This is a genomic window from Hymenobacter sp. BT491 (assembly GCF_014349165.1).
GTDB classification, from domain to species: Bacteria; Bacteroidota; Bacteroidia; order Cytophagales; family Hymenobacteraceae; genus Hymenobacter; species Hymenobacter jejuensis.
This window is the reverse complement of the sequence record NZ_JACSJJ010000002.1, coordinates 1,034,730-1,050,761: the sequence shown is the minus strand read 5'-3', so window position 1 is coordinate 1,050,761 and position 16,032 is coordinate 1,034,730. Positions and strand designations below refer to the sequence as shown.

Annotated in this window: 12 protein-coding genes; 5 read left to right on the top strand and 7 right to left on the bottom strand. The window is 55.9% G+C overall.

Going from position 1 to position 16,032, the window contains the following annotated elements:
- Nucleotides 1-432 precede the first annotated feature (432 nt).
- Nucleotides 433-1,719: a citrate synthase gene (locus tag H9I52_RS10205; protein ID WP_139517313.1), complete on the bottom strand. Its 1,287-nt coding sequence runs from the start codon at nucleotides 1,717-1,719 to the stop codon at nucleotides 433-435.
- Between the two features lie 298 nt (nucleotides 1,720-2,017).
- Here H9I52_RS10205 and H9I52_RS10200 point away from each other — a divergent pair, with 298 nt between their 5' ends.
- Nucleotides 2,018-2,914: an aldo/keto reductase gene (locus tag H9I52_RS10200; RefSeq protein WP_187453756.1), complete on the top strand. Its 897-nt coding sequence runs from the start codon at nucleotides 2,018-2,020 to the stop codon at nucleotides 2,912-2,914.
- 71 nt (nucleotides 2,915-2,985) lie between these two features.
- Here the strand turns inward: H9I52_RS10200 and mnmE are convergent, their stop codons facing one another.
- From mnmE to H9I52_RS10180, 4 genes are all read right to left on the bottom strand, one after another.
- Nucleotides 2,986-4,377, bottom strand: coding sequence for a tRNA uridine-5-carboxymethylaminomethyl(34) synthesis GTPase MnmE (gene mnmE, locus H9I52_RS10195; protein WP_187453755.1), 1,392 nt, complete (start codon nucleotides 4,375-4,377; stop codon nucleotides 2,986-2,988).
- A 102-nt stretch (nucleotides 4,378-4,479) separates the two neighbouring features.
- Entirely contained in the window at nucleotides 4,480-5,139 is a 660-nt protein-coding gene (locus H9I52_RS10190; RefSeq protein ID WP_187453754.1) for a metal-dependent transcriptional regulator, read from the bottom strand.
- A gap of 144 nt (nucleotides 5,140-5,283) precedes the next feature.
- Complete coding sequence (locus H9I52_RS10185; RefSeq protein ID WP_139517309.1) at nucleotides 5,284-6,294, bottom strand: 3-oxoacyl-ACP synthase III family protein; 1,011 nt, start codon at nucleotides 6,292-6,294, stop codon at nucleotides 5,284-5,286.
- Nucleotides 6,295-6,392: 98 nt separating this feature from the next.
- Nucleotides 6,393-7,538 carry a glycosyltransferase gene (locus H9I52_RS10180; RefSeq protein WP_187453753.1) on the bottom strand — a complete coding sequence of 382 codons (1,146 nt, stop codon included), beginning with the start codon at nucleotides 7,536-7,538 and terminating at the stop codon, nucleotides 6,393-6,395.
- Nucleotides 7,539-7,817: 279 nt separating this feature from the next.
- On the opposite strand from H9I52_RS10180, the gene H9I52_RS10175 reads away from it, so the two are divergent.
- The 4 genes from H9I52_RS10175 to H9I52_RS10160 all read left to right on the top strand — a co-directional run bounded on the left by H9I52_RS10175 (nucleotide 7,818) and on the right by H9I52_RS10160 (nucleotide 14,123).
- Nucleotides 7,818-10,961 (top strand): SusC/RagA family TonB-linked outer membrane protein, encoded by a 3,144-nt coding sequence (locus H9I52_RS10175; RefSeq protein ID WP_187453752.1) that lies wholly within the window; start codon nucleotides 7,818-7,820, stop codon nucleotides 10,959-10,961.
- Between the two features lie 19 nt (nucleotides 10,962-10,980).
- The gene (locus H9I52_RS10170; protein ID WP_187453751.1) at nucleotides 10,981-12,474 is read left to right on the top strand and encodes a SusD/RagB family nutrient-binding outer membrane lipoprotein; all 1,494 of its coding nucleotides are present in this window, start codon (nucleotides 10,981-10,983) and stop codon (nucleotides 12,472-12,474) included.
- A 35-nt stretch (nucleotides 12,475-12,509) separates the two neighbouring features.
- Nucleotides 12,510-13,109 carry a hypothetical protein gene (locus H9I52_RS10165; RefSeq protein WP_187453750.1) on the top strand — a complete coding sequence of 200 codons (600 nt, stop codon included), beginning with the start codon at nucleotides 12,510-12,512 and terminating at the stop codon, nucleotides 13,107-13,109.
- A 189-nt stretch (nucleotides 13,110-13,298) separates the two neighbouring features.
- Nucleotides 13,299-14,123, top strand: coding sequence for a 2,3,4,5-tetrahydropyridine-2,6-dicarboxylate N-succinyltransferase (locus H9I52_RS10160; protein WP_139517304.1), 825 nt, complete (start codon nucleotides 13,299-13,301; stop codon nucleotides 14,121-14,123).
- 161 nt (nucleotides 14,124-14,284) lie between these two features.
- Here H9I52_RS10160 and H9I52_RS10155 read toward each other — a convergent pair whose 3' ends face one another.
- On the bottom strand, nucleotides 14,285-15,208 hold the full coding sequence (locus H9I52_RS10155) for an isoaspartyl peptidase/L-asparaginase family protein (RefSeq protein ID WP_187453749.1): 924 nt from the start codon (nucleotides 15,206-15,208) through the stop codon (nucleotides 14,285-14,287).
- A 174-nt stretch (nucleotides 15,209-15,382) separates the two neighbouring features.
- Entirely contained in the window at nucleotides 15,383-15,925 is a 543-nt protein-coding gene (gene msrA / locus H9I52_RS10150) for a peptide-methionine (S)-S-oxide reductase MsrA (RefSeq protein ID WP_187453748.1), read from the bottom strand.
- Nucleotides 15,926-16,032 lie beyond the last annotated feature (107 nt).

The following is a 16,032-nucleotide window of genomic DNA, read 5'->3' as shown; positions in this document are numbered from 1 at the left end:
CGGAAGAAACCTGGAGCGGCCGGTAGCTACTACGGCGTGGCTAGCAGCCAGCACGGCTTTCGTTATGTCGAGACCCAGGCCCCGACCCGCGCCGGTTATTAGCCATACTTTTTTGTCTGCCATGATGCTGTTTTGGGCCAATAGGCCCGCTGAGGTGGATGGTATCACGTCTTTAAGCCAAGCTAGCGCTAGCTTGGCTTAAAGACGTGATACAAAGGTCTTCAACACACTCACCAACAGGAAATAAGAATCAAACAGCTTTGTATACAAATCAAACAGGCAAGTATAATTGAGGTTAGTGCCTTTTGATTGGGTCCGGCATATTCAACCTACCCTTACAACACAAACGCCTCGGCCATTTGGCCGAGGCGTTTGCTCAAGTAGGAGTAAATACAAGTTGGGGAGCGGGTTTCTAGAACGCTCTAAACTTGCTTAACGCTTCTCTACGGGAACGTAGTCGCGCTCCAACTCACCTACATAAATCTGGCGCGGACGGCCAATTGGCTCCTTGTTCTCGCGCATTTCCTTCCATTGGGCAATCCAGCCCGGCAGGCGGCCCATGGCAAACAGCACCGTAAACATCTCCGTTGGAATGCCGATGGCGCGGTAGATAATGCCCGAGTAGAAGTCGACGTTCGGATACAGCTTGCGCTCAACGAAATAAGGATCGGTGAGAGCCGCTTGCTCTAGCTCCTGCGCGATGGTCAGCAACGGGTCGTTGATGCCCAGCGCCGTTAGTACATCGTCGGCGGCCTTCTTGATAATTTTGGCGCGCGGGTCGAAGTTCTTGTACACGCGGTGGCCAAAGCCCATCAGACGGAATGAGTCGTTCTTGTCCTTGGCTTTATCGATCCATTTCTGCGTGTTGCCGCCGTCGGCCTGAATGGCTTCCAGCATTTCCATCACTTCTTGGTTGGCCCCGCCGTGTAGCGGGCCCCACAGCGCGTTTACACCGGCCGAAACCGAACCGTAAAGGCTGGCATTGGCCGAGCCCACTAGACGCACCGTGGAAGTCGAGCAGTTTTGCTCATGGTCGGCGTGTAGAATGAGCAATTTGTTTAAAGCACTCACTACCACCGGGTTGATTTCGTACTTCTCCGTAGGGAAGGCGAACATCATGTATAGGAAGTTCGAGCAGTAGTCGAGGTCGTTGCGGGGGTAGTTGAGCGGGTGGCCCACCGAATTTTTATACGACCAAGCCGCAATCGTCGAGATTTTGGCAATGAGGCGGATGATGTTCAGGTTGGTCTCTTCCGGGCTCTGGTTCGGATCAAGGCTTTTGGGGTAAAAAGCAGTGAGCGAGCAAATTAAGCTCGAAAGGATGCCCATGGGGTGAGCCCCCGATGGAAAGCCGTCGAAGATCTTCCGTACATCTTCGTGCACCAAGGTGTGCGTCGTGATTTGGTGAGCGAAGCTATCAAGTTCAGCTTGGGTGGGCAGCGTGCCATAGATCAGCAGATACGCTACTTCCAGGAAGTTTGACTTTTCGGCTAGCTGCTCAATCGGGTAGCCCCGGTAGCGCAAAATGCCTTCTTCGCCGTCGAGAAACGTAATGGCGCTCTTGGTAGCGCCGGTGTTCTTGTAGCCCGAATCGATGGTAACATAGCCCGTTTGGTCGCGAAGCTTGGCAATGTCAATTGCCTTTTCGTGCTCGGTGCCTTCAAAAACGGGGAAGGGATAGGATTTCCCGTCGAGGATAATCTCAGCAGACTCTGCCATAAGAGTTGGTTAGAGGGTGGTTGCGGGGCGAAACTAAAGAATTACCGGCAAGCCGGAAAGCGCAAGGAGCGCTTGCACTCTATACTGTAGTTTACCCAACGGTGTTGTTAGAAAAAAGGACTGAAAAAAGGGAAGCCGTAAAATTAGGCTTGCAGTTGGTTATTTAAATGAAATCCTGAAAAACCTATGAAAATGAACTCCATTTAGCATGGCAAATCCTTATAAGTAGAGGGCTTAAAACAGGAATTAGCCATCGCCGGAGCCGTTTTCGTAAGCCTCCTTCTCAATTCAACAGCTCATGAAGTATAAACAAATAGGAAAGTCCGGCCTGCGGGTGAGTCAGGTGAGTTTTGGGTGCATGTCGTTGGGCGATGATCCGAGGGACAATGCTGCCTTATTGCATCAGGCTTTGGATCAGGGAGTTAACTTTTTTGATACGGCCGATTTGTACCAAAAAGGCGACAACGAAGTCACGGTTGGACGGGCCTTCCGCGGCCTGCGCGACCAAGTGATCATTGCCACCAAAGTGGGCAACCAATGGCGCCCCGACGGCAGCGGCTGGGACTGGAACCCGCGTAAAGAGTACATTCTCAAGGCCGTAGAGCACAGCCTGCAACGGCTCCAAACCGATTACATCGACCTCTACCAGCTGCACGGGGGCACCTTGGAAGACCCCATCGACGAAACCATTGAGGCCTTTGAACTACTGGTACATCAAGGGAAAATCCGGTATTACGGCATTTCCTCTATCCGGCCCAACGTGATTCGGGAGTACGTGCAGCGCTCGCAGATTGCCAGCGTCATGATGCAATACAGCTTGCTAGATCGGCGACCCGAGGAAACTATATTGGCGCTGCTGCAAGAGCATCAGATTGGCGTGCTGGCCCGCGGCAGCTTCGCCCAGGGGCTGCTGGTGAAGAAGCCGGCCACGGCCTACCTCGGGTATGCGCAGGAGGAAGTAGCACAGGCCGCCTCGGCCGTGCGCGCCGTAGCAGACCCTGCCCGTACTGCTGCCGAAGTGGTTATTCAGTTTGCTCTGGCCCAACCCGCCATTACGTCGGCTGTGGTAGGCATTCGAACGGAGATGCAATTGCTGGATGCCGTGCAAGCGGCTGCGGGACAGTCGCTTAACGCGGAAGAGCTGCAAGGATTACGACAGGCCGCAAAACCCAAGTTCTACGATCAGCACCGCTGAAGCACTTGCGATTAAGTAAAAAGCGCCTTCGTATAATGACTTGATTATCAATGTATTATATAAAGGTGCTTTTACTTGCCAATACAAAACTGGGTGAAGATGCTGCTCAGCAGGTCGTCGGAAGAAATTTCGCCGGTGATTTCGCCCAGCGCGGCCAGCGCGTGCCGTAGGTCAGCGGCCAGTAGCTCGGTGCCGGTGCCGTGGCTCAGACCGGCAAGCACGGCGTTGAGCGCGGCTTGGGTGGTTTCGAGGCTGCGGGCATGGCGCAGGTTGGTGACAATGGTAGACGAGCCAATCTGGTCGAGGCCTTCGCCGCGTACGCGTTGGAGCAGAATTTCGCGCAATTCATCTAAGCCATCGCCGCGGGAAGCGGCAATCAGCACGGTGTTCGTGAGGCGTTGGAAGGCTGCGATTTCGTCATCGGAAGCGACGTCGAGCTTATTGCCAATGGCCAAAACCGGTACGTGACGCGGGACTTCCAGGGCTTCGATCTCTGCTTGAATCTGAGTGGGGCTAGTGCTCGTCAAATCAAAGAGATATAACACGAATGCGGCTTGCTGCACGCGCTGCTTAGTGCGCTCGACACCAATGGATTCGACCACATCGGTGGTGTCGCGCAGACCTGCCGTATCGACGAAACGGAAGCGGATATCGTCGATGGTTACCTCGTCTTCGATCATGTCGCGAGTGGTGCCGGCGATGGCCGACACGATGGCGCGGTCTTCGTTGAGCAGCGCGTTGAGCAGCGTCGATTTGCCAGCGTTTGGCTTGCCGGCAATAACCGTTGTCACGCCGTTTTTGATCACGTTGCCCAGCTCAAAAGAGCGCAGCAGCCGCTGTACCAGCGTCTGGACTTCCTGTAGCAGCTTCACCAAACCCGTGCGGTCGGCAAATTCTACATCTTCCTCGCCGAAGTCCAGCTCCAGCTCTAGCAAGGCGGCAAATTGCACCAGCCGGGCGCGCAGATCGCGCAGCTCCTGCGCAAAGCCACCGCGCATTTGCTGCATGGCCACCCGATGCGACAGCGCCGAATCGGAAGCAATCAGGTCTGCGACGGCTTCTGCTTGGGTAAGGTCGAAGGCTCCATGTAAAAAGGCCCGTTTGGTAAATTCACCGGCTTCGGCCAGCCGGGCGCCGCGCCGCACCAACAGGGCCAGCAGTTGCTGCACGATGTAGCGCGAGCCGTGGCACGAAATCTCAACCACATCTTCGCGGGTGTAGGAGTTCGGCCCGCGAAACAGCGACACCACTACTTCGTCCAGGATCTGATCGCCGTCGCGGATGGTGCCGAAATGCAGGGTGTGGGTGGCTTGGTCGCGCAGGCGGCGGCCCGCAAAAACGGCATCCGCAATCGGAATTGCATCGGGTCCGGAAAGCCGGATGACGGCAATTGCGCCCGCACCCGACGGCGTTGAAAGGGCTACAATTGTGTCGGAAAGGGCAAGAGGCAGGGGAGAAGGCACGGCGCAACAAGTATGATTGCCGCAAAGGTAAGCAACTCTAAAGTGCGCCTGCGTGGGGGCAAAAACTGGTCAAACAGTACGAAGGCTTAGCACTGAATTGTGCTAGGCCGTCACGAAAATATTGCGGCTTACTTCCGCGGATACCAAAACGACTTGGTTTTGGTTTACTTTGATTTCCAGAGAGTTATCAAACTCTACTTTATCCAGTACTTCAAATAATGAACCTAGCCCCATCCCGACTTTGTCGAGGTATTGTAAGAACAGCGGAGAGGTGTTTTTGACGGCTACCACCGTGCCGCATTCGCCGGGCGCGAGGTCGCCGAGCAAGCGGTGCTGCGGGCGGTGCATGGCACCGTCTTCGGAAGGGATGGGGTCGCCGTGCGGATCAAGTTGCGGAAACCCCAGGAACTCGTCGAGCCGGCGGATCAGCAAGGGCGATTGCAGATGCTCCATCTCTTCGGCAACTTCGTGCACTTCGTCCCAATTGAAACCCAGCTTCTGCACCAGAAACACTTCCCACAGGCGATGTTTGCGAATGGTCTGGAGCGCCAGCCGCCGGCCTTCCGCCGTGAGCGACACACCGCGGTAGCGCTGGTAGTGCAGCAAGCCCTTCTCACCCAGGCGCCGCAGCATATCCGTAACCGAGGCGGCGCGGGTTTGCATGACGTCGGCGATACGATTGGTGCTGACTTCCTCACCCGGCGTGGCTTCGGCCAGTTTATAGATCGCTTTCAGGTAATTTTCCTCGGTATAGCTGGGCACTGTTAGAATGCTGAAGGATGTGTGCGGAATGCGTAATTCAAATCTGAAACTGCCGCTTAAAATCTAAGAAACAAGCCTCATTATCTAAGTAATTGATTGTTAATTACTTAGATAATGAGGCTTGTGCACGAAGCTCCCAAGTAATTACCAGCGAATGAGCGCCGAGGCCCACGTAAAGCCACTGCCGAACGCAGCCAGACATACCAGATCGCCGCGCTTGATTTTGCCTTCGCCAACGGCCTCGCTCAGGGCAATGGGCACGGAAGCGGCCGTGGTGTTGCCGTAGCGCTGGATGTTGCTGTACACTTTATCGTCGCTGAGACCCATTTTCTGCTGCACAAACTGCGTAATGCGCAGGTTGGCTTGGTGCGGAATCAGCATGTCGATGTCCGAAGACTTATAGCCGTTTTGCTCCAGTGCCTCGTTGATCACCTGCGGAAACCGCACCACAGCGTGCTTGAATACGTTGGTGCCGTTCATGTAAGGATACATGTCCAAGGGGTTGGCCAGGGCCACTTCCACCCGGCCTTCGCGGTTGGAGCCGGGTTCTTTCACGATCAATTCCTCGGCGTATTCGCCTTGCGCGTGCAAATGAGTGCTCAGGATGCCGTGGCCTTCGCGGGAGCTAGGGCGCAGCACCACTGCCCCGGCGCCGTCGCCAAAAATGACGGAAACGGCGCGTCCGCGGGTTGTTTTGTCGAGGCCCGAAGAATGGATTTCGGAGCCCACAACCAATACGGTGTCGTACATGCCGGTGCGCACAAACTGGTCGCCGACCGACAGGCCGTAAATAAAGCCTGAGCACTGGTTGCGCACGTCCAGGGCCGGAATGTTGTCTTTGATGCCTAACTCACGTTGCAGCAGTACGCCCGATCCGGGAAATATGTAATCGGGTGATAACGTAGCAAATACAATGAGCTGCACATCGTCGGGGGTGAGACCGGCCTGTTCGAGCGCGCGCCGGGCGGCCTGGGCGCCCATGTTGGCCGTGGTATCGACGCCTTCGGTGAAATAGCGCCGTTCGCGAATCCCCGTACGCTCCTGAATCCACGCGTCGGTGGTTTCCATGATTTGTTCGAGGTCGGCATTTTTCACCACGCGTTCAGGCACATAGTGGCCAACGCCGGCAATTTCGGAGTAGCGGAGAGTATTCATCAAGTAGGGAATTTAGCGGGCAAAAAAGAGCAGGGGAAGAGAGGCGAATGTAAAGCAAAACGGCACTTTTCTCCTAAACGGGGTGCGAAGGTCGGCAGTTACTGCAAAGAATCTACTATTGCCCACAATTTTGTCGCCTCCGATTGCCACAATACGTCGGCCGGAATTCCGTGGGGGTAAAAACGGGTTTTGGAAAGCGCCGCAGCTACGTCCTGCACGGCTTCCATCGAAGTAAAATCCCGGCAGACTACCGCAATGCCATCGTTTTGTAAATAATTGATCCATAGAGTGTTATCGGGGATGATAACAGGCAGGCCATGCGCCACATATTCAAAGAGCTTGGTCGGCAGGCAGCGCCACGTACTCGGATGCGGCCGGTAAGGCAACAGCCCAACATGCGCCCGCCGGATGGCGGAAATAATGTCTGCGTGCGGTACCAGCCGGTCGCCGCCGATGAGGGTGACGGACCCCGGTGCGTTGGCAATCGCGGCTTGCAGGCGCGCCAATAACGCCGGCTGCTGGCAGAAGCCGACAATAGTAAGGTGAGCGCCGGGCCAAATCGTGCGCAACTGACGGGTGAATTCAAGGGCCTCCAGCACGCCGTTTAGCTCCGAAATAGTGCCGGAGTATAGCAGGTGAAGCGGCTCGTGAGGTGCTGGAAGACGTTGTTTGGGTTGGGGCGCGACCTCGTGGGGTTGGGGTTGGTATTTGTTTTCCAGAATCACAGTGCGTTCCGGCAAAGCAAAAGGCAACTCCTCGGCGTAGCTGCGTTCAGCTAATATGACTTTGTAAGCCTGTCGGGCAGCCTTCGTTTCTGCCCAGCGCACCAGCTTAGCCAGCACCTGCCGAACTAGATGCGGGTACACCTGCTGCGTGAGGATGTTGAGCGCATAATTTTCGCGCACGTCATACAGAAACCGGCGACCACGGCCGAAGCGCTGCCATAGCAGCGTGAGCGGCAGCAATTCCGGGGCGTGCACCACCACCAGCGCCGGTTGCAGCGTGCGTAGCAGCTTCCAGTAGCGCCATTGGGCTGCCAGGCGCCGCCAGCTCAGGCGCGAGCCATCCAGCAGCTCGTGGGTGTGGAGGTTGCTCGGGGCGTTGCGTGGGTATGGGGCGCGGCGGCCGGCTATGTGTACCGCTAGGTCAGGTCGGCTGGCGAGGGTGCGCCCAAATTTTTCAAACATGCGCGTGTCGTCCACGGGCTTGAGTACGGAAGCTAAAAGCAGGGGAGACGACGCCATTGGTGGAGCCAAAGATGCCGGTTTTTATACTTACACAGGAGTTGGCCGGCGCAAAAAGCAGCGAAAAGCATTAGCTATTTCTGACAGGCGTTTCAACGGCGGAGCTTCGACTCGAAAAACATATCTACTTAAAACAGAACATTATAGCCTTTCGTGGTTTATGGGGAGAGAACGTCGTGTAAAATTGAGGGAGTAATTTTTTCAAGAAAAAATTTACCTCTAGCTTACGACTTGGTGCCTGTTCATTTTGCTCAATTTTCCAACCTTAACAACCTCTGCATGAAAAAAATCTTACTCATGAGTATTCTACTCATGGTCACGTTGCTACAGCAAGTGACAGCTCAAAACCGGACCGTCACTGGTCGGGTCACCGATCGTACTTCTGGTGAAGGATTGCCTGGGGTAACCGTATTATTGAAAGGCTCTACCAACGGGGTTTCTACCAATTCGGACGGGACCTACTCCTTGAGTGTGCCGGCTACCGGCGGCACTTTGGTCTTCAGCTCGATTAGCTATACTTCCGCCGAACGCGCCATTGGTACTGAGTCTCAAATTAATGTGGCGCTGGTCACCGATTCCAAGCAGCTGAACGAAGTAGTCGTGACGGCTTTGGGCATTGAAAAAGACAAGCGCACGCTGGGCTACGCCACACAGGAGCTAAAGGGAAATGAACTGGCCCAGAAATCGGAGCCTAACGTCGTGAATGCGTTGCAGGGCAAGGTTTCCGGGGTGAATATCACCGGGGCCAGCGGCCTGGCCGGCTCTTCTACCAACATCAACATCCGGGGTATTACCTCGCTTGGGGGCAGCAACCAGCCGTTGTTTGTAGTTGATGGCATCCCGATCAGCAACGATGCCGACCGCACGAACGGCGGGGCCGCCGGTACGTTGTACGGCGCCCAGACCTCAAACCGGGCAGCTGACATCGATCCCGAGAACATCGCCAGCATCAGCATTCTGAAGGGACCCGCTGCGGCTGCCCTTTACGGCTCGCGGGCTTCTTCCGGCGCTATCCTGATTACAACCAAATCGGGCGCGAACGTCACGAAGAAGCTGGAAATCAACGTTACCTCGGGTATCAACTTCCAGACTGTACTAGGTCTGCCCGATTTTCAGAACGATTATGGCCAAGGCACCGGCGGCGTAAACACGACCGCCAACGGCGCTGGCGACATCTTTACGGGTAGCGTAAACTCCTGGGGGCCACGCTTCGGTACCACTCCGACCCGGCCCAACGGCTTATTGCTTGCCGATGGTACAAACCTTCCTTATCGGGCCTACCCCGACAATATCCGTGATTTTTTTCGGCGTGGGCGCATTTTGACCAATGGCGTACAGCTAGCCGGCAACAACGGCACGTCGAACTTTTCGCTCAACGTAAACAACACCGACCAAACCGGTATTACGGCCGTTTCGACCTTGAAGCGTACCAACGTGCAGCTGGGTGGCGGCACTACCCTGCAAAACAAAGTGAAGCTGACTGGGTCGGTAAATTTTTCCCAAACCGATCAGCTGGGCCCCCAAACGGGTAACGGCGGCAGCGCCTTTGGTACCCTCTCGTCGGTGCCGCGCAGCTTCGACTTGCAAGGCCAGCCTTACCAGACGGCTACGGGCGCTAATCTGTTTTTTCCGGCCCGCGACAACCCCAACTGGAACCTGCGGAATGCTAACACTGCCAGCAACGTCACGCGCTTCATCAACGTGGCCAGCATCGGCTACGACTTCTTCCCGTGGTTGAGCGTTACGTACCGGGCCGGCCTCGACGCCTACACCGATCGCCGCAAGCAGATTGCCGCCATTAGTTCGGCACGTAACCCAAGCGGGCTGATTTTTCAGGATAACTACCAGTATGCCGAATTCACCGGCGACCTGCTGATCACGGCCAAGAAGGAGAACATCTTCATGGATCGGTTGAATGCCACGTTGCTGGTGGGTCAGCAAACCAACCAACGCCGGCGCAACCGGCAATATGTGTCGGCCTCCACGCTTTCGCAGCCCGGCTTTTACAATCCCATCAACGCGGCCAATTTCACCGGCAGCGGTGAGTTTTCGTCGGTGCGCCGGCTGTTGGGCTACTACGCCGATCTTTCCCTCGCCTACGACAACTACCTGTTTCTGGAGGGCACGGCGCGGGTAGACCAGTCTTCTACGCTGCCCAAAAGCAACAATACGTACCTGTATCCTTCGCTTTCGGCAGGCTTCGTCTTCTCCGATGCTTTTAACATCGATTCGGACATCTTCTCGTACGGCAAAATTCGGGCAAACGTAGCCCGCGTTGGCCGCGACGCCGATCCGTATGCCCTTGATAACTACTTTGTTTCGGCAGGCCAAGGCAACAACGTAGCCAACGTCACGTTCCCTTTCAACGGCGTTGTGGGTTTCACGCCCAGCACCTCCATCGGGGGCGGCAATGCCCTGAAGCCGGAATTTACCAAATCGGCGGAGGTAGGGGTGAACTTGGGGTTCTTCAACAACCGGTTTACCATCGATGCTACGTACTTCAAAACCATTAGCTCCAACCAGATCTTGCCGGTTACGCTTCCCGGTACTACGGGCTACGTGAGCTTTGTGACGAATGCGGGTCGCCTCGACAACAAAGGCATTGAATTGCTGGCCACGATCACGCCCGTAAAAACCAAGTCGGGCTTCAACTGGGACATTACGGCCAACTTTACTCGGCTCCGCAACAAAGTCGTGTCGATTTACCCGGGCGTAACGAGTTCGTCTATTGCAGGTAGCTCCTTTATCGGTTCGGTGCCCTCGTATGTAGTCGGGCAGCCGTACGGCGTTATTTTGGGGCAAAAGAAGGCTACGGCGCCCGATGGGCAGTATCTGATTAACGGCAAAACCGGGCTGTGGGTACCCGAGCTTAGCTCGCAGGTTACGGCCAACCCGAACGTCGATTGGCAGGGTGGCGTGACCAATACCATGAGCTTCAAAGGCGTTACGTTCTCGTTTTTGATTGACGCCATCGTGGGCGGCGACATCCTGTCCTTCACCCAGGCCGCTTACAAATCGGCGGGCATGCTGAAAGAAACGGGCAAAGACCGCGAGCTTCCGCGCATCATTCCGGGCGTAATTCAGAATGCCGATGGCACCTACCGCCCCAACAACATTCAGGTGGATGCGCAAAGCTTCTGGAGCAACCAAGGCTTGCAGAGCGACCTGGCCATCTTCGATGGGACGCACTACACCCTGCGGGAGGTTTCCCTGGGCTATTCGCTGCCCAAATCGCTGCTGGATCGCACGCCCTTTGGTAATGTCACCTTCTCGCTGTCGGGGCGCAACCTGTTCTACATCGCTCCGAATGCCAACTTCTTCCCGGAGGTAAATACGCAAGGCGCCGGCAACATCCGCAGCCTCGACCTGCAAGGTCCGCCAAGCGTCCGCAGCTATGGCGCTTACCTGCGTTTTACTCTCTAACGGAACCCCGAAAGCACACATGAAGAATCTATCCATTCTCCGATACTCTGCGTTTGCTGCCGCTGCCTTGGCGGCCGCCAGCTGCTCCCCCGATAAGTTTCTGGATGTAAACGCCAGTCCCAACAATCCGACCACCGTTCAGCCTTCCGTTCAGCTGCCCACCATCACCATCGGTACAGGCTTCGTACTGGGCAACACGCTGGGCCGCGACGCCGATCTGTTTGTGCAGCATTATGCTGGCCTGGCCAACCAGCCCGCCACAGAAGACCGCTACGTGATCAACGGCAACTACGACAATGAGTGGCGTAACGACTTGTATAGCAATAACTTAAACGGTGCTCAGACACTGATTGCCAGCTCGCAGGAAACCAGCCCGGCGTATGCGGGCATTGCCAAGCTGATCAAGGCGTACAACTTTGCGCTCACCACCGATCTGTGGGGCGATGTGCCGTATTCGCAAGCGTTGCAAGGGCTGGCAAACATTCATCCGGCCTTCGACAAGCAGCAGGACATTTACGAAGGCGCTTCGGGCATCCAGAGCCTGTTTGACCTTGTGCGCGAAGGCTTAGCCGACCTGGACAAAGCCAGCGTACTCAAGCCCGGAGCCGACGATTTCGTTTATAAAGGTGACCTCACGAAGTGGAAAAAAGTAGGCAACATGCTGTTGCTGAAATTTGCCAATACCGTGAGCCGCAAAGATCCGGCCCTGGCTACGAAAGTGATCAACGAAGTATTGGCCAAGGGAGCCGCCGGCAGTGCCGCCATCAACGCCAACGCCGACGACTTTGAGGTGCCTTTCGCTACGGCGGTCGGCAACACCAATCCGTTTTACTCTTACAACATCACCAACCGGCCCGACGATCAGATGGCCAGCTCGCGCTTCCTCGATTCGTTGGCGGCGTTCAGTGACCCGCGGCTGCCCAAGTACTTCACCACGACGCCCAACAACACGGCCGCTACCCAAACCACGCCGTATGGCAAGTTTTCGGGCTTCGAGAACGGAAACACCGTAACGCCGCCCGTGCGGGCCAATCGCTCGGTGTACAGCACCTACGTGCTGGGCTCGGCCGGGCAGGCTCCGGTTCGGCTGCTCACCAATTTTCAACGGGCGTTTATTCTGGCCGAGTCGGCGATAACGCTGAAAACGGCCGGCGATGCCAATGCGCTCTACCAAGAAGGCATTCGGCGCTCGATGGAAAAAACCGGTCTGACGACCACGGAAATTGATGCTTATTTCGCGGCCAACCCCAAAATTGTAACCCTGGCCGGCACCGACGCGCACAAAATCAATCAGATCATCCGGCAGAAGTGGATGGCCTGGGTTGGCAACGGTTACGAAGCCTACAACGACTATCGCCGGACGGGCTACCCACGCCTGCAACCGGCTCTGAATGTGTCGGTTACGCCAAACATTCCAAACCGGCTTCTCTATCCGCCATCCGAAGTCGCTGGCAATGGAGAAAATATTCCGTCGGTCGTTATTACCGACCGTGTTTGGTGGGATGTTGATTAACTCCCGGCCTCGTTAACTTTCACTCGCCTTGCATCATGAAAAAAATAGCCTCTAAGTTTTTCGTTCTTCTGCTTCTCGCCACCAGCTTTGCGGCCTGCAAAAAAGACTACGGCAACGTGCTGGGTCCGCTGGAAGACAGCATTGCCCCAATACCAGTTACGGTCACCAATCAAGAGTATTTCGAGCGCTTCCCGGTCGTGACTACGAAAGTGGATGCGTCGGCCAACGGCACTTTTTCCATCGTGTTCAGCATTCCGGCCGACAAAGGCAAGATTAAGGAGATTACGAAGGTGGCCACCGGTAACGGGGGCGTCGAGTACGTGCAGGATTCCAGCTACCCAAATTACCTGACCGCGCCCGTGGCCGGAAACGGCTCCAATACCATCACTTTCAACTCGGATCTGAACGCCGTACGAGACTACGCCAAGCGCCTGACGGCGGCTTTCGCCACCCTGCCGGCCAGCGCTACCAAAGCCCCGGCATTTGCCTTTACGGGCACCTCGACGGGAGGCGCGGGCACGCTGACCCCCAACACGAACCCGCAGACGCCCAATCAGTTGCGCTTCTTTTTCCTGCTTACGCTGGAAGACGGCCAGAAACTTATTCCGACCGAGGTGGACGTTCGCTTGTTGTAACGTCAGCAACTGGCAATCGCAAGCAAAAAGCCCTGGCAGTCGCCGGGGCTTTTTTGTGGTCTTGTCGGCAATGGGCAAGGGCGGCGGTCGGGGGCAGGCGTATGTTTTACCGCTTTCCGGTGCCCGCTTTTGGCCGATAGCTTAGTTTAAGGTGCTATTTTGCGGCCCGTATTTTTGAACCTTGAAGCCATGAACAACCTGCAAGCTACCATCGAAGCTGCCTGGGCCGACCGCAGCCTGCTGCAACAAGCCGCCACCACCGACGCCATTCACGCCGTCATTGAAGAGCTCGACAAAGGCCGCCTCCGCGTAGCCGAACCCGGCGCCACCGATGCCGACGAGTGGAAAGTAAATGACTGGGTGAAGAAAGCCGTCATCCTCTATTTTCCCATTCAGCAGATGGAAACCATTGAGCTGAAGCCCTTTGAGTACCGCGACAAAATGCGCCTCAAGACCGGTTACGAAGCACAAGGCGTCCGCGTGGTGCCACCGGCTACGGCCCGCTATGGCGCATACTTGGCCCCCGGCGTTATCATGATGCCCAGCTACGTGAACATTGGCGCTTGGGTAGGAGAGGGCACGATGGTCGATACGTGGGCTACGGTGGGCTCGTGCGCCCAAGTAGGTTCGGGGGTGCACCTGAGCGGCGGCGTAGGCTTGGGCGGCGTACTAGAGCCTGTGCAGGCGGCGCCCGTTATCATCGAAGACGGCGCTTTTATCGGCTCCCGTAGCATTCTGGTGGAAGGGTGCCGCGTGGGCAAAGAAGCCGTAATTGGCGCCGGCGTAACCATTACCGGCAGCACCCGCATCATAGATGTAACGGGTTCAGAGCCAAAAGAGTACCGTGGTTACGTGCCCGCGCGTTCGGTAGTCATTCCGGGTAGCTTGCCCAAGCAGTTCCCGGCCGGCGAATACCACGTGCCCTGCGCCCTCATCATCGGTCAGCGCAAGCCCAGCACCGATTTGAAGACCTCTCTAAACGATGCCCTGCGGGAATACAACGTTTCGGTCTGATCCACGAATTCGAATGGATTTTCGATTTCGAGAAATTTGCAGTCTGTTCAGCCTAACAAAAAAGCCTTTGCGCAAGCAAGGGCTTTTTTGTTAAATAACTGATTATAAGATAATTATATGAATGAGTTGAAGTTGGCCTAAAACCCCGCTGGGCCTGGGGTTCAGGCCTTCTTATCCATCCAAATGTCCACGAACGGCTCTTCCTCATTGATGCGGTAAGCGCGGCGCATGACGTTGGTGTTCGATTCTAGGGCGAAGTTGCCTTGCGGGTCGAGGGCGATGATGCCGCGGTCGCCTTCCAGCTTGTCGGCATACATACTGATTGCTTCCCGGGCGGCCTCTGCAATGGGTAGGTCTTTGTATTTGCACAGGGCGTACACCTCATGGGCTAACGCGCCGAGCATGATGATTTCGCCGTCGCCGGTGCACGAGGCCGCGCACACTTCGTTGTTGGCGTAGGTGCCACCGCCGTAAATGCAGCTATCGCCGACGCGGCCCTTGAGCTTGCCTGCGATGCCGCCGGTTGAAGTAGCCACGGCCAAGTTCCCTTCCTGATCCAAAGCCACGGCCCCGACCGTGTCGTGGCGGTCAGCGTGCTCTACCGCTTGCTCTTGCAGGATTTCCATCCATTCTTGGCGCTGCGGCTCGGTTTTGAAGTAGTGAGGCGTTTCTAACGGCAGCCCTTGGGCCAGCGCAAATTCCTGGGCACCTTCGGCCGTCAGAAAGGTATGCTTGCAGTTTTCCATCACCGCCCGCGCCAGGCTAATGGGGTTTTTTACCAGCTTAACGCAGCTCACGGCGCCGCCTTGTAAGGTGGCACCGTCCATGATAGAGGCTTCCGTTTCGACTTCCCCGTTGAGGGTAAACATCCCACCGCGGCCGGCATTGAAATCTTCGTTGTCTTCCATGGCGCGCACCGCAGCCTCCACCGCATCCAGTGCGCTGCCGCCTTTGTGCAGAATTTCCCAGCCGGCGTGCAGCGCTTGCGCCAGCCCTTCCTTAAGCTTGGCTTCCTTCTCGGGCGGAATAGTCGAGGGATCGGTTTGAACAGCGCCTCCGTGAATGATAATAACGTATTTGCCCATGCCAGTCGTAGAAATATGCGTGGTATGCGCTTCTACTCGGAACCAGCAATTTGGTTAGGTCGAGCTACGTTGTGGCCAATGCCGAAATTACTCTTAACATGTCGATGCAACGCACAAAAAAGCCGTTTCGCAGTTAAGCGAAACGGCTTTCATAAATACTTGATTAGCAAATACTTATGATTTAGCGGTGGCTTTAAGCTTCTCGCCAAATACCTGCCGCACCTTGTCGACTTTGGGTTTTACCACAAACTGGCAATAAGGCTGGTTGCCATTTTGGTTGAAGTAATTCTGATGATAGTCCTCGGCCGGATAGAATGCCTTCAGGGGCAGAATTTCCGTTACGATGGGCTTTTCGAAAGCGTGCGCGTCGTTGAGTTTTTGCTTGTACTCTTCGGCGATGCGGCGCTGCTCATCGTTGTGGTAATAAATGCCGGAGCGGTACTGCGTGCCCACGTCGTTGCCTTGCCGGTTGAGCGAGGTAGGGTCGTGGGTTTTCCAGAACACTTCCAACAACTCCTCAAAGCTGATGACGGCCGGGTCAAACGTAATCTGGGCGACCTCGTTGTGGCCCGTCAGGCCGCTGCATACTTCCTTGTAGGTGGGGTTGGCGATGCGTCCGCCGGTATAGCCCGACACTACTTTCTCCACGCCGTTGAGGTTCTGAAAAACCGCCTCGACGCACCAAAAGCAGCCGGCCCCAAATGTTGCTTGTTCCATGTTTTATAGATGCTTGAGATTCAATTAGGTATTAGGCAACCACTACATTGGCCCTTGCAGCTGAACAGTAAGGGCAGAATGTAGTACGTATTCACAAAGAGAGCCGC